At 49.9% G+C, this 23,332-nt stretch carries 21 protein-coding genes, 1 tRNA gene and 1 riboswitch; of the genes, 8 read left to right on the top strand and 14 right to left on the bottom strand.

Going from position 1 to position 23,332, the window contains the following annotated elements:
* Positions 1-23 precede the first annotated feature (23 nt).
* The 4 genes from FW415_RS02135 to FW415_RS02120 all read right to left on the bottom strand — a co-directional run bounded on the left by FW415_RS02135 (position 24) and on the right by FW415_RS02120 (position 5,447).
* Positions 24-359 (bottom strand): hypothetical protein, encoded by a 336-nt coding sequence (locus tag FW415_RS02135; RefSeq protein WP_148382654.1) that lies wholly within the window; start codon positions 357-359, stop codon positions 24-26.
* Between the two features lie 345 nt (positions 360-704).
* Positions 705-3,425, bottom strand: coding sequence for a TonB-dependent receptor (locus tag FW415_RS02130; RefSeq protein ID WP_148382653.1), 2,721 nt, complete (start codon positions 3,423-3,425; stop codon positions 705-707).
* 108 nt (positions 3,426-3,533) lie between these two features.
* The gene (locus FW415_RS02125; RefSeq protein ID WP_168208628.1) at positions 3,534-4,715 is read right to left on the bottom strand and encodes a 6-bladed beta-propeller; all 1,182 of its coding nucleotides are present in this window, start codon (positions 4,713-4,715) and stop codon (positions 3,534-3,536) included.
* Between the two features lie 123 nt (positions 4,716-4,838).
* Complete coding sequence (locus tag FW415_RS02120; RefSeq protein ID WP_148382651.1) at positions 4,839-5,447, bottom strand: hypothetical protein; 609 nt, start codon at positions 5,445-5,447, stop codon at positions 4,839-4,841.
* 523 nt (positions 5,448-5,970) lie between these two features.
* Between FW415_RS02120 and FW415_RS25690 the strand changes: the two genes are divergently transcribed.
* Positions 5,971-6,297, top strand: a complete 327-nt coding sequence (locus FW415_RS25690) for a hypothetical protein (protein WP_148382650.1) — start codon at positions 5,971-5,973, stop codon at positions 6,295-6,297.
* Positions 6,224-7,456, top strand: coding sequence for a hypothetical protein (locus FW415_RS02110; RefSeq protein WP_148382649.1), 1,233 nt, complete (start codon positions 6,224-6,226; stop codon positions 7,454-7,456). The genes FW415_RS25690 and FW415_RS02110 overlap by 74 nt, the downstream gene beginning before the upstream one ends.
* A 235-nt stretch (positions 7,457-7,691) precedes the next feature.
* Here FW415_RS02110 and FW415_RS02105 read toward each other — a convergent pair whose 3' ends face one another.
* Positions 7,692-8,480, bottom strand: a complete 789-nt coding sequence (locus tag FW415_RS02105) for a hypothetical protein (RefSeq protein ID WP_148382648.1) — start codon at positions 8,478-8,480, stop codon at positions 7,692-7,694.
* A 164-nt stretch (positions 8,481-8,644) separates the two neighbouring features.
* Between FW415_RS02105 and FW415_RS02100 the strand changes: the two genes are divergently transcribed.
* Entirely contained in the window at positions 8,645-10,081 is a 1,437-nt protein-coding gene (locus tag FW415_RS02100) for an ATP-binding protein (RefSeq protein WP_148382647.1), read from the top strand.
* 179 nt (positions 10,082-10,260) lie between these two features.
* Here FW415_RS02100 and FW415_RS02095 read toward each other — a convergent pair.
* Positions 10,261-10,332: transfer RNA gene (locus FW415_RS02095), tRNA-Arg, on the bottom strand.
* 55 nt (positions 10,333-10,387) lie between these two features.
* Positions 10,388-10,957 carry a MarC family protein gene (locus tag FW415_RS02090; RefSeq protein WP_148382646.1) on the bottom strand — a complete coding sequence of 190 codons (570 nt, stop codon included), beginning with the start codon at positions 10,955-10,957 and terminating at the stop codon, positions 10,388-10,390.
* An 82-nt stretch (positions 10,958-11,039) separates the two neighbouring features.
* On the opposite strand from FW415_RS02090, the gene FW415_RS02085 reads away from it, so the two are divergent.
* Positions 11,040-11,621, top strand: coding sequence for a helix-turn-helix domain-containing protein (locus FW415_RS02085; RefSeq protein ID WP_148382645.1), 582 nt, complete (start codon positions 11,040-11,042; stop codon positions 11,619-11,621).
* Between the two features lie 2 nt (positions 11,622-11,623).
* On the opposite strand, the gene cobC is transcribed toward FW415_RS02085, so the two are convergent.
* Genes cobC through FW415_RS02065 form a run of 4 tightly spaced genes read right to left on the bottom strand, consistent with a single transcriptional unit; the run spans position 11,624 to position 15,756 of the window.
* Positions 11,624-12,184, bottom strand: coding sequence for an alpha-ribazole phosphatase (gene cobC / locus FW415_RS02080; RefSeq protein WP_148382644.1), 561 nt, complete (start codon positions 12,182-12,184; stop codon positions 11,624-11,626).
* Between the two features lie 54 nt (positions 12,185-12,238).
* The gene (locus FW415_RS02075) at positions 12,239-13,171 is read right to left on the bottom strand and encodes an ABC transporter substrate-binding protein (protein ID WP_148382643.1); all 933 of its coding nucleotides are present in this window, start codon (positions 13,169-13,171) and stop codon (positions 12,239-12,241) included.
* A gap of 58 nt (positions 13,172-13,229) precedes the next feature.
* A complete protein-coding gene (locus tag FW415_RS02070; protein WP_148382642.1) occupies positions 13,230-13,832 on the bottom strand; it encodes a DUF6580 family putative transport protein in 603 nt (200 codons plus the stop codon).
* A gap of 19 nt (positions 13,833-13,851) precedes the next feature.
* Positions 13,852-15,756: a TonB-dependent siderophore receptor gene (locus tag FW415_RS02065; protein ID WP_148382641.1), complete on the bottom strand. Its 1,905-nt coding sequence runs from the start codon at positions 15,754-15,756 to the stop codon at positions 13,852-13,854.
* Between the two features lie 110 nt (positions 15,757-15,866).
* Positions 15,867-16,086: riboswitch (cobalamin riboswitch) on the bottom strand.
* 46 nt (positions 16,087-16,132) lie between these two features.
* On the opposite strand from FW415_RS02065, the gene FW415_RS02060 reads away from it, so the two are divergent.
* On the top strand, positions 16,133-17,449 hold the full coding sequence (locus tag FW415_RS02060; RefSeq protein ID WP_148382640.1) for an APC family permease: 1,317 nt from the start codon (positions 16,133-16,135) through the stop codon (positions 17,447-17,449).
* An 80-nt stretch (positions 17,450-17,529) separates the two neighbouring features.
* The gene (locus FW415_RS02055; protein WP_148382639.1) at positions 17,530-18,699 is read left to right on the top strand and encodes a PLP-dependent aspartate aminotransferase family protein; all 1,170 of its coding nucleotides are present in this window, start codon (positions 17,530-17,532) and stop codon (positions 18,697-18,699) included.
* Positions 18,700-18,703: 4 nt separating this feature from the next.
* Here the strand turns inward: FW415_RS02055 and FW415_RS02050 are convergent, their stop codons facing one another.
* The 3 genes from FW415_RS02050 to FW415_RS02040 all read right to left on the bottom strand — a co-directional run bounded on the left by FW415_RS02050 (position 18,704) and on the right by FW415_RS02040 (position 21,501).
* Positions 18,704-20,095 (bottom strand): sulfatase-like hydrolase/transferase, encoded by a 1,392-nt coding sequence (locus tag FW415_RS02050; protein ID WP_168208627.1) that lies wholly within the window; start codon positions 20,093-20,095, stop codon positions 18,704-18,706.
* A 176-nt stretch (positions 20,096-20,271) separates the two neighbouring features.
* Positions 20,272-20,922, bottom strand: coding sequence for a lipopolysaccharide assembly protein LapB (locus FW415_RS02045; RefSeq protein ID WP_148382637.1), 651 nt, complete (start codon positions 20,920-20,922; stop codon positions 20,272-20,274).
* Positions 20,923-21,000: 78 nt separating this feature from the next.
* On the bottom strand, positions 21,001-21,501 hold the full coding sequence (locus tag FW415_RS02040; RefSeq protein WP_148382636.1) for a hypothetical protein: 501 nt from the start codon (positions 21,499-21,501) through the stop codon (positions 21,001-21,003).
* 180 nt (positions 21,502-21,681) lie between these two features.
* Here FW415_RS02040 and FW415_RS02035 point away from each other — a divergent pair, with 180 nt between their 5' ends.
* Both FW415_RS02035 and FW415_RS02030 read left to right on the top strand, forming a co-directional pair.
* Positions 21,682-22,272, top strand: a complete 591-nt coding sequence (locus FW415_RS02035; RefSeq protein ID WP_148382635.1) for an RNA polymerase sigma factor — start codon at positions 21,682-21,684, stop codon at positions 22,270-22,272.
* Positions 22,273-22,398: 126 nt separating this feature from the next.
* Positions 22,399-23,292 carry a FecR family protein gene (locus tag FW415_RS02030; RefSeq protein ID WP_148382634.1) on the top strand — a complete coding sequence of 298 codons (894 nt, stop codon included), beginning with the start codon at positions 22,399-22,401 and terminating at the stop codon, positions 23,290-23,292.
* Positions 23,293-23,332 lie beyond the last annotated feature (40 nt).

Below are 23,332 nucleotides of genomic sequence, written 5' to 3'. Positions count from 1 at the left end.
CTGATACTATAAGCAGGCCTATGTTAGAAGCCGGTATCTGTTGCCGGCGGCCCGCAATCTATTTCCGTGCATTTATCCACTTCTTTGGTCTTTACACAGATATCTTCAATACCTGTCAAGTCAACGGGCTCCATACCACCGCCGGGTTTGGGAACCCAAACGGTATAGGTACAAAGGGTAGGTCCGGCGTTCTTCCAATATTTTTTAGCTTCCACATCAGTACCCGTATCGTCAGGATCTGTGCCGGTATCCGTACTTAAGGACAAACCGGCTGTGGAGTTTAAATAGGTAGAGGCAAATGCAATACTGCCGGAAAACAATAGTACTGCCAATAGGCCCAGTAACATGTTAATTCTCATACTTGAATTTTTAGGTTTATTATTAAATGAATATGCTACGTTTCCGGAGGTTCTATTCTAGGTAGAACACGAAACAAAGGGTTGTTCCCATGCCTTATGAAAAGCATACGTGCTACAGGAATGGAACAATTGAGAATACCAGATGTACGAGCACGATTAAATGCCACGCCGTACACTACCGGCCCGGGTTATGCACATCTAAGCTAATACTATAATACCGCGAAAGATCAACACAGTTAACAAAACCACTAATATATCGGGTTCATAGATAGAGATTTTCCTAGTCAAACATACGCAAAAAACAGAACATCCGCAAGACAAATTTTACTATTCAATATGGGCTTCCTAATTTCCGTTTTTACCAAATTTTCTCGGAAAGTAGGAAACCGTAACGATAAAATATTGTTGAAGCACATTCGCTGTTCCCCGTGTCAGCATGATATTGTTGCCATAATTGATGATGCTCCTGTTTTGCCTCAACAGGTCTAATGCCGAACACTTTACTTCCAGGTTATCCGATTTCATGAACCGGTATGCAATATTGGTGTTCCACAAGGTGAACGTAAATGGTGAAAACGAGGAAGTAGTAGACCGGTTTACCGTTATATTACTGCCAAGGAATAACTTCCGGGTAACGTTTGTACTTACCGCCAGCCGGTTGAACTGGTTACTGTTCCTGAACAAATTCCCATTAGCGCCTTCCTGCCTTGAAGTATACAACGTTACTCCGTTCTCCAGGTAAACAGCCAGTTTATCCATGAGTGTATAATTGATCATCAGGCCAAATCTTCCCGTCCTATTCCTGGAAAAATTTCTTTCATTATTAATGTACGAGGGCGATTTCGAGAGTTCTATTCCGGCGCTCGGTGCAAACTGGATCTGGTGGTCCGTAAGCTTCAATGCCATTGTCAGCTTTCCGTTGGCGTTCAGATACGAATTCCCGTCCATATTCGTCGTAAAATAGGTGCCTCGTCCTAGGTTGTCGATCAATATGCTGTCTGAAAATGCATTATCCAGCACACCAGCGCGGATATCAAATTCGTAGCCTAAGCTATTCCTGGAACGCAGGCTACTATGCTGAAAACTGAATTTAATTTCCTTTCTTTCCGTTTCCCGCAGGGCCCTGTTCGGCTGCCGGATAAAATACTGATCGGAACTGTCCACCAATCCGGCTAACTGCTCTATTGTCGGGTATTCAGAAGACAGCTTGAAACCAAGTTTGAAATTATCCCTGAACTCTCCGACCTGGAAATTACTATAGTTTAGAAATATCCCCGGCGTTCCCTTCTGGTAACTTCTGGTGATATTCTGAAAGGCTTGATCGGACCTGCTTCGCTGGTGGTAATATTGCGTCTGCAGATTTAAGCTGATCACCCAATCCTTTGAATACCTGTCCGGCAAACTCCTGGAAAAATGCTTTACCAGCAGCAACGCCGGTTGCTCATTGAGAAGGAGCGTACTGATATTATTCGTCAGATTCCTGTTTAACACCAGGTTTCCGTCCTGCGGATGGATATCATGCACGATATTTCTTTCATTCCGGGTATCTATACTCAACGAATTCTGAATTTTCAATGATAATCCGGGCATAAAATTCCGGTCAGCGGGGATCCATTTCAGAAGATCCCCAAAGCTTGCCCATAATTGATGCGACATATCATTGCCCCGGCGCTGATACAGGCGATTGAAGTTTCGATTTTCAGCGGGATCATCCAGTGAAAAGAAATCGTTTACCCTTGACCTGCTGTTCCTGTCACTGTCGATGCTTAGTGAGTATTTCAGATCAATGTCCGCCGGCTTCAGGGACGGTTTGGACTTGTTAAATCCGGTTTCCAGCGAAAATTTCCTGATATTGCTGTCTACCTCTTCTTCTTTATTACTGATACTGGTCAGCTTCGAGGTATCGTTCAGGAAGTTGTTCTGTACTTCCGAGTAGAAGTTGCGGTCCTGACGGGAATTTATTTTTGTGGAAATGAAATACGATTTAAAGTCTTTTTTCTTATCGTACCGTATGGATAAATCCTGGATAGTACCGGACTGTTTCGCATGCCGGTTATTATCCTTCAGCTGTATGCTGTCCCCACCCAATAAAGTAATGGTGCTGGTTTCCCGAAGATTCAGCAAGGTATTATCCCTGAGGAAATACGTGGCGGTTAACCTGTTATTATTGTAGGCGTTGGGATTGGAGATAAAATCATGCCTGAATATTACACCGCCCGATAGAGGACGATTGGTGCCCTGCATACTGAAATCAGGCTGATAGTCCATCGATACGCCGGTGCTTTTATAAACGCTGTTCTCGATGAGATCGCTCACGTTCCCAGCTATTTTATTCACATTGTTCAATCCCGCCACGATCCCCAATTCCGAACGGGTTGAGAAAATATTCATGTTTGCATCCGCTTCATACCTTTCTCTCGTTCCATATCCGGCAGCCAGCTTGCCGAAAAAGCCCGCGCTTTTATGCTTCTTAAGTTGTATGTTAACATTCGTCAGGGAATCCTGGGTGATCCCGGATTGACCCTGTTGCTGGTAGACCTGTACTTTCTCGACCGCATCTTTAGGAATGTTTTTGATCGCGACGTTGGTATTCCCTCCAAAGAAAGGTTTTCCGTTGACAAGCACCTGGTTGACTTTTCTGCCATTGATCGTGATCGTACCGTCTCCCCATACCGTTACACCCGGTAATTTGGTCAACAAATCCTCTACAACTGCATTCTCGTATAAACTAAAGGCATCCGAAAAGAACTCAAGTGTATCGCCGTTCATGCGCACCGGAGGATGCGCAAGGACCGTCACCTCTTTCAGTTGCCTGTCGCTCCTTTGAAGGTAGACCGGTTTGAGGTTACTCAGTCCACCCGGACTGATTTTGAAGGTCACAGACCTGCTTTGATAGCCGATGAAACTGGCTACTACTTTCAAGCTTATTCCCACCGGCAAACCCGTGATATGGAATTCGCCCAGGCCATTAGTCAACCGGTAACCGAGCAAAGTCGAGTCTTTCTCGTTGTAAACAGCAATCGTAGCGGATTGCAGGTCTATGTCGTTTGCAGAATCCCTTACCATACCCTTCACTGCACCATTCCAGCTACTATCAGCTTTCTGGGCGCGGGAAGAATAGCAAAAACAGAACAAAAACAGGATTATCAGGGAACTTCGCAATTTATTTTTATTTTACTTAGGGATCATCTGGATAATAACCGGGTTACTCTTTATGGTATTCCGCTCAAAATATTCCCTCAGGTCATCGCTATAGGTCAAGTTCTTTTCTGCGGCCATGTCTTTCGCGGCAAACATCTCCTGTGATGAAGCAGCTGCATATATGGCGTTCCCATCTGTGGTCAGGAAACCATGCGTTACAAAATTCGCAGTGGGAAACCCATTGGACGTGCCTATGGGAAGATAAAAATTTGATGGATCGGGCGCGATGTGGTCCACCGCATAAAGCATTTGAGTATCCAGGTTGTATACAAAGGAATAAGATTGTTTCCTCGGTTTATCCACTGTCTGCAGCCTGAAAAAGGCCAGGTTTTTCACCTTATAAAAATACAATATCGAGAATATGGCTTTCGCCCCTGTTGACAGAACATACTTGGCCCGATTACCATAATATGCCGGATTGCTCAGGAAGTCCTGGGGCAAAGACCGCTCACGGGGGAAAACAAAACGGTATACATCCGAAACAGAATCCCGCGACACGGTATAAACCTGGTAGCGGTAGGTGCGTATAAAATGCACTGTACTATCATTTCCCGTTTCAAAGAAAACACCCTCAGATCCCGTGATCAGGTCATCATTTCTGATTGTTTTATTGTAATTCCTGTATGAAAACGCGCGGCCGGACAAACTGTCTCCCCGGTAGAACTTCAACTCATAATCCAGGGAGTCCTTTTTGTCTTTCCTGTAATCATAATTCAGGCTATAATAAAGGGTCACGCTATCTCTCAAGGTATGGAAATACTCAAAATTCCTGTCTTTCTTCAAGTCCGGCAGGAGATTGCCGTCAAAATCATACATTTTAATTCCATTCCTTGCATCTTTGAACATGATAGTTTTCCGCTGCCTGTCTATATTCAAGAATTTTATCCCTCCATATTCCGGTTTGGGACCTCCATTTATCTTCGCATGGAACTTGCCATCCTTCCTGAATAAAAAGACATTGTTGGTAGCATAGTCAAGAATAATAAAAAGCGAGTCGGTCACATACAGTTTGTCAACACGGCCCAGTGTACTTTCTTTGGTTGTTTCCAGGGATATGTACCTGACAACACCGAAAATCCTGCCCACAGCACTACCCATTGGCCGATCCGGGTCTATCCGGATCTCCCTCGCATCTCTCTGCGCGAATAGATTCATATTTAATAATGAACCTGAAAGAATGGCAATGATCGTTGCTCCTGTATTGCGAAGCCTTTTACTTTTAAACATTTCTGTATCTTCTATTAATCGGTCAAACCCGTCAACACACCGTTGTTTCTATCAGGAACCACTTCCAACCAATAGTTTTACCGATCCCAGGTAAAACTCAGTTGCTGCCGGCACCGACTTATTGTGCATAAATAATGAAGAAACTGTTAAAGAACTGTCAACGAGGAAAAAAAACGGTGTATTGGCATTTGAAATATTATCGGAGAAAAAATTTCTCATGGCGTTCAGTACTTCCGTTTTCGTTTTCGCCCTTTCCTTTAGAACCGATAATTCATTCATATTATGATAGTTAGAGAAAATGATGGTATTCTCAACACCAATGCTGTCACTGAATAAATTAAGATAAGTCAGTGCATCCATCTGGCATTCTACACACTGCCGATCACTGAGATAAATTCCGAGCTTATATCGCCCGTTCATAAACAAGCCATTAATACCGGGGACCGTATCAAACCGTTCATTCACCAGCGTATGGTTTTTGATGGAAACACTGGCCGAGGATGTCAGCACATAGTCCCCGAAAGCTTTTCCGATCTCTTGCTTTGATACCATCAATGATTCCAGTGATCTTTTTTGCGCCGAGATAAATTTAGCCATAAAGAAACCGGATACAATAAAGCCCAACAGCATAAAGAGCTTTATTAAGCCATTTGATTTCATAGTTTAAGGTTACGTTACAGAACAATAATTATATATTCAGAAAAATTACACGCGCCGCCTTCGCAATATTAACGGAGAATATCGGCTAACAAATCGGGCTGCTGACAACCGTTATGTCAAAGGGTTTCATACTTCACAAGTGGCCACCAACAGGGGCTAATATAGAACAAATAAGTAAATTCCAAAAGAAATATTTCAAATCAATGGCGACCGACTAAAGTTGAAAATTGATCTTTTATCGGCTGGAAGCCTTGATTTTTATTGGTTGATAAATTACTTTCCCGGATGTATCCTTATCACGGTTGCCTCCGTTGAGGAAGCCATTTTTTCCCCTCGCCTTTACTTCCATATTTTTGCCCATGTTGTGATGTGTTCCTGGTAAAACAAATCTGCAACGTGAGCGAGTGCTTTTCCAGCACCCCTTTTCCCTCTTTTTTGACTATTTTAGTCGGCTAGTAATAATAAAAGTTCATTTTTTCCTATTTTCCTTAAAATTTTCCAATCGGGATTTAACCCTCCGCTTATGCGAATGAATAACCCTGTACATTATCAGAAATGGATACTCCTGTTTGCATCACTTACCTATCTGATAACTGCCTGCTTCTCCACCGGTTATTTTCACCCGGATGAACACTTTCAGCTATTGGAGTTCGCCAATTTCAAAATGGGGAACATCTCAGGCTACGAACTACCTTGGGAATACGCAACGGAAATCCGGCCGACCTTTCAGCCCTGGTTCGCGTACCTGGTAATGAAATCCTGCACTGCACTAAAAAATAAGCAGTCCCTACATCATAACATTCATATTAAGAACGTTCACTGCAATACTGGCAATATTATCCATCCATAGTTTCATCCGCTCAAATATCGGCCAGTTTCAAGCATCCATGCAGAAAACATTTTACTTCTGGTCCTTCTTCCTGTGGCTGCTGCCGGTAATTTGTATCCGATTCAGCTCCGAGACATGGTCCGGCCTCCTGTTTATGCTTGGACTAGCTCAAATAAATGCAGAAGAAGAAGAATTAACGGTTCAAAAATCATGGAAAACCGGCGTTTTACTTGGACTTTCATTCTTATGCCGGTTTCAAAGTGGCCTCTTGTTCGCCGGCCTGTTCTTTTGGTTGCTGTTGATAAAAAAAGAATCGTTGAGGAACCTTTCGTATCTGGCATTAAGCTGGATTGGTGTGCTGCTATTGGGAATTGTACTTGACTGGCTATTTTACGGGACTTGGACGCTGACGGCCTGGAATTATTTCAATGTAAATATTCTAATGGATATTGCGTCCAGTTTTGGCAAAGTGAAATGGTACAAATACATCGGGGACATACTTCTTGACGCGGTTGCTCCGGTAGGATTGATGGTATTATCCGCATATTTATTGCTCCTGTTCAGGAATCCCAGGGACAAGATCATATGGACAATAACACCGTTCCTGCTCGTCCACCTGATCATTCCTCACAAAGAAATCAGGTTTCTCTTTCCTGTTGCGATCTACGCACCCTATATTGTGTTCAAAGCTATCCAGTCATTTAATCCTGGTCCTGCCAGTGCAAAACTGATGAAGCTTATCCACATGTGTTTTCTCTCCATTAATCTTTTATCACTTATCACTGCAATTTTCATAGTGCCCTCCAATGGCAGAATTGCTATCACTCAGTTCATCTATAACCATTATAGACATTCCCGCGTGCAGCTTTATGTCATGAACGGGAACAATCCTTTCGTTCCGTTCAAAACGCTTAAACAACGTTTTTACGAGATGCCGGCGTTAAAGCACACTATCATTAAGGACTACTCCGACCTGGAAAGCATTCCTTTTTCAGAGAAAAATATACATCTTCTTATCATAAGAAAGAAAGACCTGATAAAAGACCCGGCTTTGGAGAACAGGTTATTGGTATTAAAGTTCAAAGAAATAAAATCCGGCAGCCCCCGATGGGCTACTACTATCTACTCGCTCTATAACAGCGGGGCGCAATTACAGGAGTACAGGCTATACGCGTATTAAACCGGATAGGGTGTGACTGAAAAGCGAAGGATCACACCGGTGCACGTGGACTTGATGCGGAGATGGTCTGAAGTTGGTACGGGTTTGAAAAATCTGGTGAGGGGAATATATGGGCAATAGCAGATGCTCCACAAGGACTGGCGCTTGCGGAATTTTGACTGGAAATATGGTGTGGGAGGGTCTCCGTTCAATGGATGGGTTACTTAACAAAATGTATCCTCAGGCGGGGAATGGTCTATTCCCGCTGGATGACTGGCGGGGTTGGGGAGGTGTATGCGGAGGCTATTTTCTGCTGATGTGCAGTGCCTGCCAGTGATGGCCACCGCTGCTGCAACATCGCAGCGTGCTGGTATCCGGGTTTGTGGTAGACCAGCTTTGTCTGCGGCTCCTGCACGGCAATAATGTCGGCGGCGAGGTATTTCCGGTTAAAAGATGCGCTGCTGCTGCACATGCCTCTTACCTGCAGGGTTACGATCAGCGTTCCCTTACCGGGCACGTCCACGTTCAGCGCCGCACCTGCAAATGCTTCGCGGGTATCCAGCACGATCATAGCGGTTTCCGTGCCCGTTACCCGGCGTTCTCCGAAATGAATGCGGGAGGCGATCACTTTTATTTCCAGCGCGGAGATGCCCCTGAACTGCGGCAGTACCTGCGGGGGAATATGCAGTATCCCATCCTCAGCAAGTGTTGGCGCTTCGGTAAAGAAGCGGTCTGTTCCCGTGTGCTGGTTGAAGCGGAAGCCTGCGATGGCCCCCGTGCTGCCGATACCACCTTTGATGATCGTTTTGTTGAGGCGGTTGATATGGCTGCCATCGCAACGAACATCCAGTTCGCTGGCGAATGCGCTGCGGATAAGACGGCCCTTGCTGCTGGCGGCGCCGAAACGCTGTGCGGCACGGCGGGTCGCAGTCGTCTGCCGGACGGTTTCCGGCATGCTGCGGAAGTAGTGTTTACCGTCCCGGTAATAGCCGATCATATTGCCGGCCTTACCCGTGAAGGTAAAGAAGGAAGTTTGTTTTGCCATTGGATACGGTATTTGTTAATGTATGAATATAACACATCTTTTTAAAGAAAATTGGAGCGTTGGGCAGATAGTTACGGACGAGTATATGAATTTATACTTGTCCATAAGTATTAGATATTGTATATTTATGGACGATTATAAAAAATTATACTTGTCCATAACTTATGGCAGAAACAATCATCGGACGGGATGCCGAAAAGAAAATGCTGAAAGAGATGCTCAGCTCCAAAGAGGCGGAGCTGATTGCTATACTGGGGCGCCGCCGTGTGGGAAAGACTTTCCTGGTCCGCAATTATTACCAAAAATACCTTGTGTTTGAATGTACCGGCATTCATGAGGCAAGAATGTCCGAACAGCTGTTCAATTTTACCAGGTCATTGCAGCAGGCTATGCAATCACCGATCCCGCCTGCTACCCCGGACAGCTGGGTACAGGCATTTACCTTTCTCAGCGACTTTCTTGCCACCAGACTGAAAGATCAGCCTGCCGTTGTGTTGTTTGACGAATTCCCCTGGATACATACTGCCAAATCGGGATTCCTGACCGCCTTCGGTCATTGGTGGAACACCTGGGCCTCCCGCCAGCCTCAACTGAAAGTAGTGATCTGCGGTTCGGCTGCGTCATGGATGATCGAAAATATTCTCCATAATAAAGGTGGCCTGCATAACCGGGTGAGCAGGACTATCCAGCTATTGCCCTTTAGCCTGAAAGAGTCTGAAGATTACCTGATCAGCCGGGGGGTGAAATTGGATCACTATCAAATTTTACAGCTCTATATGGCCATGGGCGGTATCCCCCAATATTTAAAACAGGTAGATAAAGGGCAGAGTGCTCAACAGGTGATCGATAAGCTCTTCTTTGAAAAGAACGGGATGCTAAAGACGGAATTCAATGTGCTCTACCGCTCCCTGTTCAACAATGCCAGTCACCACGAGGCCATCGTCCGGGAACTTGCAAAAAAAGCGAGTGGCCTTAGCCGCGCCGAAGTTATCAAAGCCTGCGGGCTCACCACTGGCGGTACAACCACCCGCTTGTTTGAAGAGCTGGAGCAGTCCGGTTTCATCACGCAATACATTCCCTTTGAAAAAACTTCCCGGGATGGCATCTATAAACTATCGGACGAATATTCCCTGTTCTACCTGAAGTTCATCGATCGTGCCCGCGCTGCAGGGGCCGGCACCTGGCATAAAATTGCGGAAGGCCAGTCCTATAATAGCTGGAGCGGTTATGCCTTTGAAGCCATCTGTCAAAAACACATACAACAGATCAAGAAGGCGCTTGGCATCGCAGCTGTGTACACGGAAGCGTCAGGCTGGCGATATATGCCTAAAAAAGGAGAAACGGGCGCACAGATCGATCTGTTGCTGGACCGGGCCGATCACAGCATCAATGTATGTGAAATGAAATTTGCACATGGAGAATTTGTCATTGACAAAAAATATGCGAATGAACTGGACAGCAAAGTGAAGGTTTTCCAGGCACAAACCAGAACGAGGAAAACGATCTTCCCAACGATGATCACCACCTATGGAACGAAACAGAATATTTATTATACCGGACGCATCGTGTCTGAAGTAAAAATGGAGGACCTGTTCAGATGACCGCACTGAACCGGAACATATTCAGTTCATCAATTTCAAAAATGGGCTCAAAATTTCAGAGATCAAGCAGCATCAAAGGCGGGCAATGTCTGTTGCTGCACCACAAGATTGGGATCTTCCCGGTAAACCACCCGCATGAAAAAAAGCGTTCGAACGAACGCTTTTAATTCACTACCAGGTAGCCTCGCCTGGAATCGAACCAGGATCTGGAGCTTCGGAAACTCTTATACTATCCATTGTACTACGAGGCCAAATCTCCCAAAGGGACTGCAAAACTAACTTAATTTGGCAAATCCTGAAAGAATTTTATAAAGTTCCGATATTACTCTTGAATATTTTTACCGCAATCGCCAGCAGGATCACCCCGAAGAACTTGCGCACCACCATCAGCCCCGCTTTCCCCAGAATCCGTTCTATCCAGCTTAACGACCGCAATACGATGTAAATGATCGCCAGGTTCACCACAATCCCCGCAAGGATATTATAATCCCCGAAATCGGCCTTGAGCGACATGATCGTGGTCAGCGTACCGGAACCGGCGATCAGGGGGAAGGCGATGGGTACCAGGCTCCCGGTCTTCGTATCATTATCGCTTTTGAAAAATTCGACCCCCAGGATCATTTCCAGCCCGATCACAAAGATCACAATGGAACCGGCTACGGCAAAGGACTGTATATCCACGCTCATCAGCTTCAGGAAAGATTCTCCCACCAGGAGGAAAACCACCATCAGCACACCCGAAGCCAGTGTGGCCTTCAGCGCGTTGATCTCCCCGATCTTCTCCCGCAGCGACAGCAGGATGGGAATGGAGCCCAGGATATCGATTACGGCGAAAAGTGTGAAACCTACGGTAATGATCTGGTCGATACTGAACATATGGTGTTTTTTTAGCAAAAGTAAAGGTATTCTTTCGCCCGGATGATGGGTAGCCTGATTAAAAATATTTATTTTGGCCGATATGCAGGAAGATATCATCATCCAGATCAGTCAGAAGATCAAGGAACAGCGAAAATCCAGGGGAATTACCGTACAGGAACTGGCGAACAAAGCGGAAGTCAGCAAAGGGCTGATCTCCCAGATCGAGAACAACCGTACGGTGCCTTCCCTGCTGGTACTGGTGAACATTATCCGTGCGCTGGACCTGGATATGAACGAATTTTTCAATGATATGGACCAGGACAGGCGTACCTCCCGCATCATTGTGATCCGCCAGGACCGCTATCTGCCTGTTGAAAAGGAAAATTCCAAAGGCTATCACTACCGGCGGGTGATCTCCCGCAATATCAAAGGCGGGCCGGTGGACGTTCAGTTGCTGGACCTGAAAAAAGGCGCCCGGCGCAACAAAATGGTGAAGACCGATGCCTGGGAATACAAATACGTGATCAAAGGCACCGTGGAATACCAGGTGCATAATGAGGTGCATATCCTCGAAGCCGGCGATTCCATCTTTTTTGATGGCCGCCTCGGCCACAAACCCGCCAATATCGGGAATGACGATGCTTTCATATTGATCGTCTGCTTTTTTGAGAATGCAGACTGACCCTAGATATTCACCGCTTTCACTTCCAGCCCGTTGCCGTTCAGGTGCAGATGCGCCACGCGGCCGTATTCCACACGCAGGTCGTGGGACTGGCTCAGCGGGGTTTTGGTGGCATAGGCCAGGATGGAGCGGATCACGCCGCCATGGGTCACAATGGCCGTATCCTGTACAGCCGAGGCAAGTATCTCCTCAAAAGCCCTGACGCTGCGCTCGTACAGCTGGGCATAGCTTTCGCCGTTCGGCACCGGATCATAGCGGTAGTCTTCCATCCAGGTTTGAGGAGTGGTAATAGCAATGTCCGTCCAGGTCCGCATTTCCCAGTCCCCGAAGTTCACTTCCCGCAGGCGCTCATCCGTACGGAAGCCCTCCCCGAACAGGAAAGTGGCCAGTTTGCTGCAGCGTTGCAGGGGGCTGGCATATACCGAGAAGTCTTTATCAGGTAATAGTTCCTTTACACGGGCAGCTTCTGCCGGAAAGGTGTGGGCAAGGTCCAGGTCAGCAAATCCATAGCAGGTCCCGTATTCAACATCCGGCGTAGTGTGCCGTATCAGGTAAATATCCATAATCGGGTGCAAATATACCGATCTTTCCGCAAGCAGGGGTGAGCGGCGGGGGGATCAATAGCTGGCCTGCAACTGCAGATGCCGGAACTTGCCTTCCAGTCGCGGCGGAACACTGAAGATCCGCGGATGGAAGAGGCGGGCCAGTACAGTCACGCCATCGGTGAGGGTGGAGGCGCTGGGCTGCGTGAAGAGGTCGTAATCCGCCAGGTACACTTCGTTGTTGCGGACAGCCTGGAGCTGTTCCCAGCCGGGCTGGCGGGTGAGCAGATGCAGTTCTTCGGCGGAGCGTTCCGTCAGAAAGCCGCAGGGGGCTATGACCAGCACCTCGGGATCGTATTTGCAGATCTTTTCCCAGGGCGTTACGATGGAATCGCCGGCCGGATTGGAGAGCATGTCTACCCCACCGGCATAGGCTACCTGGTAGGGGATCCAGTGGCCGCAGTTGTACACCGGCGCCATCCACTCCATGATCATGACGCGGCGCAGCGGCGCGCGATGGAGGCGCAGGGTATCCACGATCGTATCCAGCCGCTGCTGCAGTTCCGCCAGGTGACGGTATGCTGCTTCCTCCTGCCCAAGTGCGGTGGCGATGGTCACGGCGCAGTTGAACACGTCCTGCAGGTTATTCGGACTGAGGGAAACGAGCTGCGGTTGTTTCGCAAGTTTATGCACCGCCTGTTGCGTGCAATGGGTATCGATCTGGCACACCTCGCAGACATCCTGTGTAAAGATCACATCCGGTGCAATGGCCGCCAGTTTTTCCTCATCCACATAATAAAGACTTTTGCCCTGTGCTTTGGAAGCGGAAAATATCCGGTCTATCTCCTCGCTGCTGTATGCCTTGCCTTCCAGCACGCAGCGAACGACCTTTTCTTTTTCAGCCAGCGCAATGGGCGGGCATTCAAAGGTGACGCCCTGCAGGAGATGCTGCAGGCCCATATCATAGATCATCTGTGTAGCAGCAGGCAGAAAGGAGGATGCGATCATAATACAGCTTTTACAGGCGTGAAAAAGGGCCGGCGCTAACGTCCGGCCCTTCCCGTTTTTATTTTTCATAGGCCAATGCCGGAATATTCCTTTGCATCAGCTCAAACAGTCCAAAAAATATCCCGCAGTACACGACATTGCTCAGCAGTGTGTTCTTCAGGAAGGGCAGGCCGTTGGCGTAGCACTTCATCAGTCCCTGCCAGTCTTTCGTGTAAGGGAGACCGGTAGTTACATCAAAGCCCGTGCTGCTCATCCATGTGCCGAAATCCGCCAGCAGCCAGTGTGCCACGGCCGCTGCGATGCAGGCGATCAGGATGTTCGTTACCCGCACTTTGCGGATCACCAGTTGCCCGATGAGCACCATGGCGGCAAAGCCCAGGTACACCCATATCCAGCCTTCGAACAGCAGGGAGCCGTTGCCATACGCTTTATACACGGTTTGCATCATGATCACATCGCCCAGGAACAGCGTCAGCAGCGGGAAAACATAGCTTTTCCATTTGTCGGCAAAGTAAGCGCCGCCAAAAAGGGCCATAGCTCCCACCGGCGAGAAATTGGAAAAAGGCGTGATCTGCCCCGCTGCGGTAACACGCAGGGCGCCTGCCACCAGGATGAGCAGCAGCAAAGCAAAGAAACGCGGCTGCAGATTTTTAATGGACATTGCGGATCTGGTTTAAATATTAAAGTTGAAAGGAAATGCCGGTCTGTACCGTGAACCCTTGCACGGAATAGCCTTTGATCTCCTCGTATTTACGGTTGTTGGTGATGTTGTTGGCATTGAAGAACAGGCGGCCTTTGTCCGAGAAGCGGTATTCTGCATACATATCCCAGATAGTATAGGCGGCCAGCGGTTCATTCGTTGCCGTCCAGGCACCGGGTGCATAGTAAAGGTCGTTGCGGGAACCGATGTGGCGGATATTGGTGCTGACGAATACATTACGCAGCACCTGGTAACCGATGTTCAGCCCGCCGGAATGATTAGGACGGCGCACCAGGTTGCTGTAGGTGGTGTCTTTATCATTCACCTGTGTGGTCACTTCCCCGTCAACATACGCGTAAAATACCTTTACGGTCAGTCCTTTGGCAGGCTGCACCGCCAGTTCCAGCTCCGCGCCTTTGTCATTCTGCTTGTTGAAGTTCAGATACCGGTTATTGATGTAGGCGATCACATTTTTCATGTCGCGCTTGAAGCCCGTTACGCGGAGGTCGATCTTGTTGCGGAGCAGGAAGGTCTGGAAACCGGCTTCGTAGCTGTTGGTCTCTTCGGGTTTCAGGTCCGGATTCCCGTAGCTGCTGTACAGCGCCGTCAGTGAAGGCGCTTTGAAACCGGATGAGATGTTCACGAAAAGTTTCAGCCTGTCGTTCAGCAGGTACGAAGGGTTCAGGCTGTAAGTGAAGTTGTTGCCATAGGCGGAATGCATGTTATAGCGGCCACCGGCTTCAAAGCTGAAGCCATGCAGGTTCCTGATGAAAAGGGAAACATAGGGGCTGGTATTGTATTGGGAGCGGATGCCATAAGGCGCGTCAAAAGCCGTATCCATCAGCTCAGCCTTGCGATATTCCACGCCGGCCAGCGCCTGCAGCCAGTTATTGATATCATAATGCCCGTACAGTTCGCCGAAATAAGAGCGGCCATCCAGGTCCGTGATACCCCAGGCAGATTCATCCGTGCGCTGTACTTTCTGGTAGCCGAAGTTGCCGTGGAGCTGGCCTTTGCCGAGGTCGTACACGCTGCGGATGCCGGTATGGAGGAGGTTGGATTTATTATTGTTCACCAGCGCATCCTGGAAGGGGCCGCCATCGTATTTGCTTTTGTAGTCGGAGAACATGAGAAAGGGCTGCAGCCTCAGGTTGTCGGTAGCCTGTATGCCGATGTTGGCCATGAAAGCATTCTGTTTAAGGCCGTCCCGGTCGAATTCCGGATTAACGAGACTGTCTGCCGGTGCGGCTTCGGAGATGCCGTCGGTTTCAAAATGGGTGAAGCTGACGTTGTAATCCACATTCTCCTGCTGACCCCGCAGGCCCAGTGTGCCTTTGATGCTGCGGTTGCTGCCCCAGGTGAGGTTGCCGAAAGCGTTCACCGGTTTGCCGCTGCCTTTTTTGAGGATGATGTTGATCACGCCGGCAATGGCGTCCGCCCCGTAGAGGGTGGATTGGGTGCCGCGGAGGATCTCTATCCGCTCCACTTCATCGATAGGCATCAGGCGCAGGTCGATAGCGCTGCCGGTGAGGCCGGTGGCATCCGCTACGGGGATGCCGTCGATCAGGATGGTGGTATATTGGGAGGTGGCCCCGCGGAAATACAGTTCCTTGTTTTTACCGGGATTGGAGCCCGCGCCGTTGATCACAATACCGGCCTGTTCATTCAGCACATCAGTGATGGTGCGGCCAACATTTCTTTCGATCTGTTCGCGGGAGATAACGGTCAGTACTTTACCGGTCTCGCTTTGTTTTTTGGCGAATTTTGTGGCGGTGACCACTACGGTGTTCAGTTGGGAGACACGGGAGGTGTCTTCCTGTGCAAAGCCGGTCTGGGAAATAGCCAGCAGGCTGATAGAGAGCAATGAAAAGCTTTTCTTCTTCATGTAAGTTACAAGTTGAAAAAATGATTTCACGCAGGGGGGAGAATATTGAAAAGTATAGAATGCCGCCGTCGCAGCAATTACACCCTCCGCTTTTCACCCGAAAGCGCGGATTGATTTAATGGCAGTACGGCAGGTCTTCTGGCTTTCCCGCTTTTCCGGATGACCTTCCCGCCCTTTGGAGAGAGCAGTGGTTGAAGTGTCCGAAAAAACGTCCCGAAGCGCTTCGGGAGCGGGATTACAGCTACGGGGATAGCTCCGGATTTGAACCGGATTCCCTATTAATGCCCTGGGGTGCTTGCACACCGGGCAACCGTTTACCGGGCGCAAACCTACGGATATTTTACGGAAATACGCGTTAATGAGTATATTGTAGATCATGAGCATCAAACCTAAACTCGGTCCTTTTGACCTTACCATGATCGTGGTGGGGCTGGTGATCGGCATGGGGATATTCAAAACGCCGGTGGACGTAGCGCGGGAAACCGGTGCGCCCATGCTGTTCTACATGAGCTGGGTGCTCGGCGGGCTGGTCACCCTTTGCGGGGCGCTCACCTATGCCGAGATCGGCTCCCGTTATCCTGTGGCCGGCGGTTTTTATAAAGTGCTGTCCTACGGTTTCCATCCGGCTTATGCTTTCATGATCAACTGGACGCTGGTGATCTCCAATGCCGCGTCCATCGCCGCGGTATGCCTCGTTGGCGCCGAGTACATCGGCCCGGTATTGCTGCCGGATACCATGCAGCACGAAGCCGGCCGCAAAACGATCGCCATTGCCGCCATCGTTGTGTTATATATCATCAACATGCTGGGTATCCGGCTGAGCGCCAGCTCGCAGAATGTGCTCACCGTGTTCAAGATCACGCTGGTATTATTGCTCTGTCTCACCGCATTCAGCAATCATGTGGCGCCTGCCTCCGCCGTTGTGCAGCAGCCGGAGCCGGTCAGCTGGTTCTATATCTTCGGCGCCGCGCTGGTGCCCGTGTTCTTTACCTATGGCGGTTATCAGCAGACGATCAATTTCGGCAGCGATGTGCGGGAGCCTGCACGCAACATGCCCAGGGCCATTTTTACCGGTATTTTCATCATCCTGTTATTATACATCACGGTCAACTATGCATACGTTAAAGTGATCGGCTTCGAGCAGCTGAAAACAACGGATGCGCTGGCCGCACGCATGGCGGAAGTGTTCTTCGGAGAGAATGGTTTCAGGGTCACTTCGGTGCTGCTGTTCCTCTCGGTGCTGGGCTATGCGAATGTGAACCTGCTTTCCAATCCCAGGATGTACTATGCCATGGCGGAAGACGGCGTTTTGCCGGCGGTGTTCAAACGGGTGAACAGCAAAACGCAGGTGCAGGAAGTGGCGCTTACCGTGTTCACGGTACTGACGGTGGCCCTGTTATATTTTCTCAGCAACTTCAGAAGCATTATCCAGTATGTGATGCTGTTCGATACCATTGGCCTGGCTTCCGCGGCGGCAACCATTTTTGTGCTGCGGAGGAAAACGCGGCATCTGGACGGTACCGGTATCTACAAAATGAAGCTGTACCCGTTCGTACCGCTGTTCTTTATCACCGTTTATCTCTTTGTGACGGTTAACATATTTATTACCGACTGGCGGCAGGCGCTTGGCGGGATGGGCTGGTTCGTAGCGGGACTGCCCATTTATCTGGCGATGAAAAAAGCGGTACGCTGATATGTACTGACCAATACCTGTCCGTCGTTATTCACCAAATCTGGAATCGATTGTCAAACACCTTGCATTGTCATTAATTTATGGACCTTTCTTTTATCATCAACGAACTGGGCGAAGACCGCGAGCAATATTTCAATGCCATAGCACCACCGATCGTGCAGAGCAGCAACTTTGCATTCGGTACCGTATCCGCTATGCGGGAGCGGCTGCTGGATGAGTTTCAGGGTTTCCTGTATTCCCGCGGCAACAATCCCACGATAGATATCCTGCGTCAGAAACTGGCTGCGCTGGATGGCGCGGAAGATGCGCTGGTGTTCAGCAGCGGCGCCGCCGCGATCTTTGCCGCCGTATTCTCACAGGTGCAGCAGGGTGATCATGTGATCTGCGTGAAGGAACCTTACAGCTGGGCGCGGCAACTGCTTGAAAATCTCCTGCCCCGCTTTGGTGTGGAGACCACCTTTGTGGATGGCACGGATAGCGCCAATTTTGAAAAAGCTATGCAACCCAATACCAGCGTTATCTACCTGGAATCTCCCAATTCGCTTACCTTTTCCCTGCAGGACATCTCCGCGGTTGCTGCGCTGGCACGGAGCAGGAACATCACTTCCATCATCGATAACAGTTATTGCACCCCTTTGTATCAGCAGCCGCATGTTATGGGGATAGACCTCGTATTGCAGTCCGCGACCAAATTCATCAGCGGCCACAGCGATACAGTGGCGGGCGTGCTCACCGGTACGCGGGAAAAGATCCGGAAGATATTCACATCAGAATTTCTCACCATCGGCAGCGGTATTGCGCCTTTCAACGCCTGGCTCCTGCTGCGGGGATTGCGCACGCTGGAGATACGCCTGCAGCGCAGTGCTGAAAGCACCCGGCAGGTGGTGGCCTTCCTCAAGGCCCATGCGCTTGTGGAGAAGGTGTACTTCCCCCTGGACCCCGATTTCCCGCAATATGAACTGGCCCTGCGGCAAATGAAAGGCGCCGCCGGCCTGGTCACCATTCAGCTGAAAGCAACGCGCCGGGAGCAGGTGGAGATCTTCTGCGATGCGCTTCGCCATTTTTTGATGGCGGTGTCCTGGGGAGGGCATGAATCGCTGGCTTTTCCGGCCTGTGCCGCGCTGGCGGAAGGGGATTTTGACCCGCAGGAAGAAAAGCACCGCATGGTGCGGCTGTACATCGGCCTGGAAGATGCGGATTACCTGATCAAAGACCTGGAGCAGGCGCTGGGCAAGATGGGCGACGCATAAAAGCCTAGAATGCCAGCCGGTTATTCTCCGGCAATGCCTTATCATCCGCTACCGCCTTTTTTGCCTTTTGGCCCAATGCCGCCAGCTGCTGCACGATCTGCGGATGCTGGTCTGCTATATTGCGTTGTTCCGAGATGTCCGCATCGAGATTGAACAGCAGGAGCTGGTTCGCCTTTGCAAACACCAGCTTCCACTGGTTGTAGCGCACGGCCTGCAATAAGCCCCTGGGCCCGAAGCTGAAAAAAGTATTGCGTACGCTTTGGCCAGCATCGCCGGAGCGGAGCAGCGGAAGCATATCTTTCCCGTCGATCACCCTGTCCCGCGGCACTTCCGCACCGGCCAGGCCCAGGAAGGTGGTGAACAGGTCTGCCCCCGAGAGCAGTTGCGGATGTTCCGTACCGGCGGGAATATGGCCGGTCCATTTAACGATGGCGGCTACCCGTGGCCCGCCTTCAAAACGTTCCTGGTACTTGCCTTCCCGCAGGAGGTGCCGCAAAGTAGTGTCTACAGCGGCATACCGGCCGTAACAAAGCTCCAGTTCCGGATAAGGATGCACCAGCGGGCCATTGTCCGCATGAAATACAATGATCGTATTGTTCTCGATGCCCAGTTTCCGGAGATATCCCATGATGATGCCGACGGACATATCCAGGTATTCCACCGCATCGCCGTAGGCGCCGTAGCGGCTTCTGCCTTCAAAGCCTTTGGGGATGAACCAGGGGGTATGTGTTTCGATATTGGCATACTGGATATAAAAAGGCTTTTTCTCTTTCACGCATTGGGCCATATACATGCAGGTTTCACGAACGAAGAGCGAGGGCAGTTCGGCAAGATCGTTATTGCCCAGCCGCCGGGCCACGTCGTTGTTCTTCATCAGCGGGATGCTGTCCAGCCCATATGAGTTGGTATTGCCGAGCCGCTCCGGCCCGTGGTCGTTGGGGAAGGGGATGCCCAGGAAATAATCAAAGCCATGCTGTGGCGGGAGGTATTGCTGCAGGTGGCCGATATGCCATTTACCCAGCAGGGCGGTAGCATAACCTTTATTTTTCAGCAACCGCGGAAAAGCGATCTCCTTTTCCGGGTCCAGCCCTTCTTTGGAAAAGGGGAACAGTACCCCCAGCCCTTTTTTATCGTTTATGCGCGGACTGATCCTGCCGGTCATCACCGCGACACGGGACGGCGTGCAGGTGCCGTGCGGCGCATAAAAATTGGTCAGCCGTGTGCCTTCCTCCGCCAGCTTGTCGATATTCGGTGTGCGGTAATGTTTTGAGCCGAAGCAGGAGAGGTCGTCATATCCCAGGTCATCAGCGATGATGTGGATGATATTGGGCGGTTGCTGTGCGGAGGCGTTACCCGCCGTGCCAGCCAGCATGAGGATAAAGAGCAGTTTTTTCATAACGGGATAAAAATATATATAATCCTGCAGTAAAGGCAGTAGATCTTTGCTTTCCCGGCAAATAACAGGCGAAACGAGGCATGTTGTAGTCAGGCAGGTTGCGGGAGCAGGCAGGGGGCAACAAAAAAGCCGTTCCGGCATCCGGGAACGGCTTTTTGATCAATATTATCTTTTCATCAACCCGGCATGCGGCTGATATACTTGTCCATTTCCTTTATCTGCCCCACAATCTGTTCTGTGGTAGGCTTCTGGGCCTTGGCGCGGCGGAAATAATCTTTCGCTACTTTGAAATCCCTTCTGCTCATGGAAATGGAGCAGAGGGTAAGCAGTGCGGCGGCGGTATTCTCCTTGTCAGGCAGGCCGAGGCGCACGGCTTTTTTCAGATTGGTATCAGCGGTTTTGATGTCGTTCTTCTGGTAGGCGATGGTGCCGAGCTGGAAGTACTGCATCCCCTCATATTCCTTCATGGGACTGCCGGATTTGATGCTTTGTTTAACGGCAGCCTCCGCTTTGTCCAGATCCTGGTCATACATTGCCAGGTTGCTTTGCATGAAATAATATACGGAGCGTATGGGTTTATACAGCAGCTTGGGGAATTTGATGCCGTTCATGATGCCCATGGCGGTTTCCACATCACCCGCTTCCACGGCTTCCTGCACCAGGCGCATTGGCCCGAAGAGGAAGTGCGTTACAATACAAACAACGGCCAGAACGAGCAGTATGGCCGCTTCCCACCAGCCTATCGAGAGGCCCAGCGCTATACCGCCCAGCAGGAGCACAATGCCCAGGGGAAGACGATATCTGATAAATAAGTTAAATGCTTTCATAATTGAGTTAAACGAGGGGCAAAGATACAAAAAGGCCGGTTGGAATCACAACCGGCCTTTGAATGAATGCAGGGGCATTTATTTTCTCGAAAAAGAGTACACGATGTAAGCGGTTTTTCCCTCCAATGTAACCGGCGCCCGCCAGATCATACCGGAATTGTCCACAGCGCTCAGCTCCACCCGGTATCCGTCGGAGATATTCTTGGCTTTCACGCCGTCCAGCAGTTCCTTGAACTGGAGCATGATCACGCCGCCCTGGTTGATGGTGGACCATACGATGTTCTGGGTGTAGGGAGAGCATCCCTCGGCGCCGGAGGTTGTTGTGAAAGACCCGTAGGCATTGGAGGGAAGGTTCCATTCACTGCCTTCCAGGCATTTATAGGGAATGTTCGAGAATACCGTGGTCACCCTCGCGGTAGCGGGAAGTCCCTCGAATGTAACGGTGTTCAGCGTCCATTTACCTTTAACGCTCTTGCTCATGCTGTTGGCAGAAACGGTACCCTGTTGGGATGCACAAGCGCTCAGCAGCAGGGATGCCGCGCCGAAAACGGTAAAAAGTCGGATCAATTGCTTTATCATTTCCAGTTGTTTTGATAGTTAATAAACAAATTTCCGGCCAAAAGTGTTGAGTCGCCCCGGAGATATGCTGTGGCCGGCCTTCGGGGCAGACCGGTGTTATTTTCGCTCATGCCGGCAGGAGATTATTCCTTATTTTACAGAAAATAATAATGAATCCATCAACCTCTTCACTGACAACCCATGCCGGATACCTATGACCAGGGAAAGGACCTGACCGGCTTCTGGACCGCTGTGCTTCAGGGAGATACAAAGGCATACGCGGTCATCCACGGTCATCTGCATCCGGAGTTATACCGGTATGCGTTTGCCATGCTCAATGCGGAAGAGCTGGCGGAAGACGCGGTGCAGGAAGTGTTCATCCGTATCTGGTACCGGAAGGAAAAGATCGGTACGCTGAACAGTGTCCGCGCTTTTTTCTTTACCGCCGTCCGCCGGCAGGCCCTCAATCAGCTCCGCGGGCTCCGCAGCCTGCAGATATTGCCCCCCGGTGAGCCTGATATCGCATTTTCCCCGGAAGACATCCTGATAGCGCAGGAAGACCAGCAGGAGAGAAAAAGGCAGCTCAGCCGTTATCTCAACCAGTTGCCCGCCCGCCAGCGGGAAGTGATCTACCTGCGGTTCTATGAGGAACTGCCCTATACCGAGATCGCGGAGATCATGCAGGTGAATTATCAGTCCGTCATCAATCTTGCCCATAAAGCCATCACCCAGCTGCGCGGATTGATGGGGCATATACCGTTGTGGTGGCTGGTATTTGTTTATCTCCCGTAATTTTTTCCACTCTCCCCGCCTGCTATCACGGGTTGTTTGCACCGTATTTTATCCTCACATCAAAAAAAATTCTGAAAAAAGGAGTATCCCGCCACCCCATCCCGTGTCTTCTGATAAATCGACGTTATGGAGGATCAATCCGCACCGCAGGACCCGGGTAAACCGCCCTTCCGCTTCCGGCGCAGGCAGGTAACGGAAGAACAGACAGCCGCCAGCTGGAAACGCATTGAATCCGGTATCGGCGGGAAGAAACCCCGTACGCTGACCCGCAATATCCTGCGGTTTGCCGCTGCTGCCGTGGTATTGCCGCTGCTGGCCTATGCTTCCTACTATATATATTGTCATGTGGTATCCGGTAACATGAAAGTTTACCATACCGCCTACGGAGAGATCCGGCAGGTGATGTTGCCGGACAGCTCGGTGGTTTACCTCAATGCCAATTCCACTTTACGCATTCCCGCCGAATGGAACGCCGCAGAAAGCCGTACCGTATGGCTGGAAGGGGAGGCCTATTTCGAGATCACGAAGCGGCCCGGTGCCGGTAATGCCCAGTTCATCGTGCATACGGATAAAGTGGATGTGGCGGTACTGGGCACCAAGTTCAATGTGAATATGCTCGGCAGCCGCACGACGGTGTCGCTGAAAGAAGGCAAGGTGCAGCTCAGGGCCAGGGAACAGATCGCGGATGGGAAAAAAGTATTGGAGATGAAACCCGGTGATGAAGTGCTGGTAGAAAAAGATCATGCGCAGATCAGGAAATCGGTGAACACCGATCTGATCGCCGATTGGCGGAACCACCGTTATCATTTCGACAATACCTCCATGGAAGAGATATCCGCCCTCATTTATTCCAAGTTCGGTTACGAAGTAGTGATCGAAGATAAAGCGATACTGCAGAAACGGATCAGCGGCGATCTGTATGCGGAAGATATTGCACAACTCTCACGGGCATTATCCGTGACGATGAATATTCATATCGAAAAGAAAGATCAACAGCTACTGTTCTCTCTGAAGGAATAACAGTATATCAGGTACCAAAATCGGATCGGGGTTCCACGTT

The sequence above is a fragment of the Chitinophaga sp. XS-30 genome (assembly GCF_008086345.1).
Classification (GTDB): Bacteria; Bacteroidota; Bacteroidia; order Chitinophagales; family Chitinophagaceae; genus Chitinophaga.
This window is presented reverse-complemented; position numbering and strand designations above follow the sequence as displayed.

Excerpts from the sequence above, each read along its gene's own strand:
- FW415_RS02135 (WP_148382654.1), bottom strand. The coding sequence starts at position 359 with ATGAGAATTAACATGTTACTGGGCCTATTGGCAGTACTATTGTTTTCC.
- FW415_RS02130 (WP_148382653.1), bottom strand. The coding sequence starts at position 3,425 with ATGGTAAGGGATTCTGCAAACGACATAGACCTGCAATCCGCTACGATT.
- FW415_RS02125 (WP_168208628.1), bottom strand. The coding sequence starts at position 4,715 with ATGAATCTATTCGCGCAGAGAGATGCGAGGGAGATCCGGATAGACCCG.
- FW415_RS02120 (WP_148382651.1), bottom strand. The coding sequence starts at position 5,447 with ATGAAATCAAATGGCTTAATAAAGCTCTTTATGCTGTTGGGCTTTATT.
- FW415_RS25690 (WP_148382650.1), top strand. The coding sequence starts at position 5,971 with ATGCGAATGAATAACCCTGTACATTATCAGAAATGGATACTCCTGTTT.
- FW415_RS02105 (WP_148382648.1), bottom strand. The coding sequence starts at position 8,480 with ATGGCAAAACAAACTTCCTTCTTTACCTTCACGGGTAAGGCCGGCAAT.
- FW415_RS02100 (WP_148382647.1), top strand. The coding sequence starts at position 8,645 with ATGGCAGAAACAATCATCGGACGGGATGCCGAAAAGAAAATGCTGAAA.
- FW415_RS02090 (WP_148382646.1), bottom strand. The coding sequence starts at position 10,957 with ATGTTCAGTATCGACCAGATCATTACCGTAGGTTTCACACTTTTCGCC.
- FW415_RS02085 (WP_148382645.1), top strand. The coding sequence starts at position 11,040 with ATGCAGGAAGATATCATCATCCAGATCAGTCAGAAGATCAAGGAACAG.
- cobC (WP_148382644.1), bottom strand. The coding sequence starts at position 12,184 with ATGGATATTTACCTGATACGGCACACTACGCCGGATGTTGAATACGGG.
- FW415_RS02075 (WP_148382643.1), bottom strand. The coding sequence starts at position 13,171 with ATGATCGCATCCTCCTTTCTGCCTGCTGCTACACAGATGATCTATGAT.
- FW415_RS02070 (WP_148382642.1), bottom strand. The coding sequence starts at position 13,832 with ATGTCCATTAAAAATCTGCAGCCGCGTTTCTTTGCTTTGCTGCTGCTC.
- FW415_RS02065 (WP_148382641.1), bottom strand. The coding sequence starts at position 15,756 with ATGAAGAAGAAAAGCTTTTCATTGCTCTCTATCAGCCTGCTGGCTATT.
- FW415_RS02060 (WP_148382640.1), top strand. The coding sequence starts at position 16,133 with ATGAGCATCAAACCTAAACTCGGTCCTTTTGACCTTACCATGATCGTG.
- FW415_RS02055 (WP_148382639.1), top strand. The coding sequence starts at position 17,530 with ATGGACCTTTCTTTTATCATCAACGAACTGGGCGAAGACCGCGAGCAA.
- FW415_RS02050 (WP_168208627.1), bottom strand. The coding sequence starts at position 20,095 with ATGAAAAAACTGCTCTTTATCCTCATGCTGGCTGGCACGGCGGGTAAC.
- FW415_RS02045 (WP_148382637.1), bottom strand. The coding sequence starts at position 20,922 with ATGAAAGCATTTAACTTATTTATCAGATATCGTCTTCCCCTGGGCATT.
- FW415_RS02040 (WP_148382636.1), bottom strand. The coding sequence starts at position 21,501 with ATGATAAAGCAATTGATCCGACTTTTTACCGTTTTCGGCGCGGCATCC.
- FW415_RS02035 (WP_148382635.1), top strand. The coding sequence starts at position 21,682 with ATGCCGGATACCTATGACCAGGGAAAGGACCTGACCGGCTTCTGGACC.
- FW415_RS02030 (WP_148382634.1), top strand. The coding sequence starts at position 22,399 with ATGGAGGATCAATCCGCACCGCAGGACCCGGGTAAACCGCCCTTCCGC.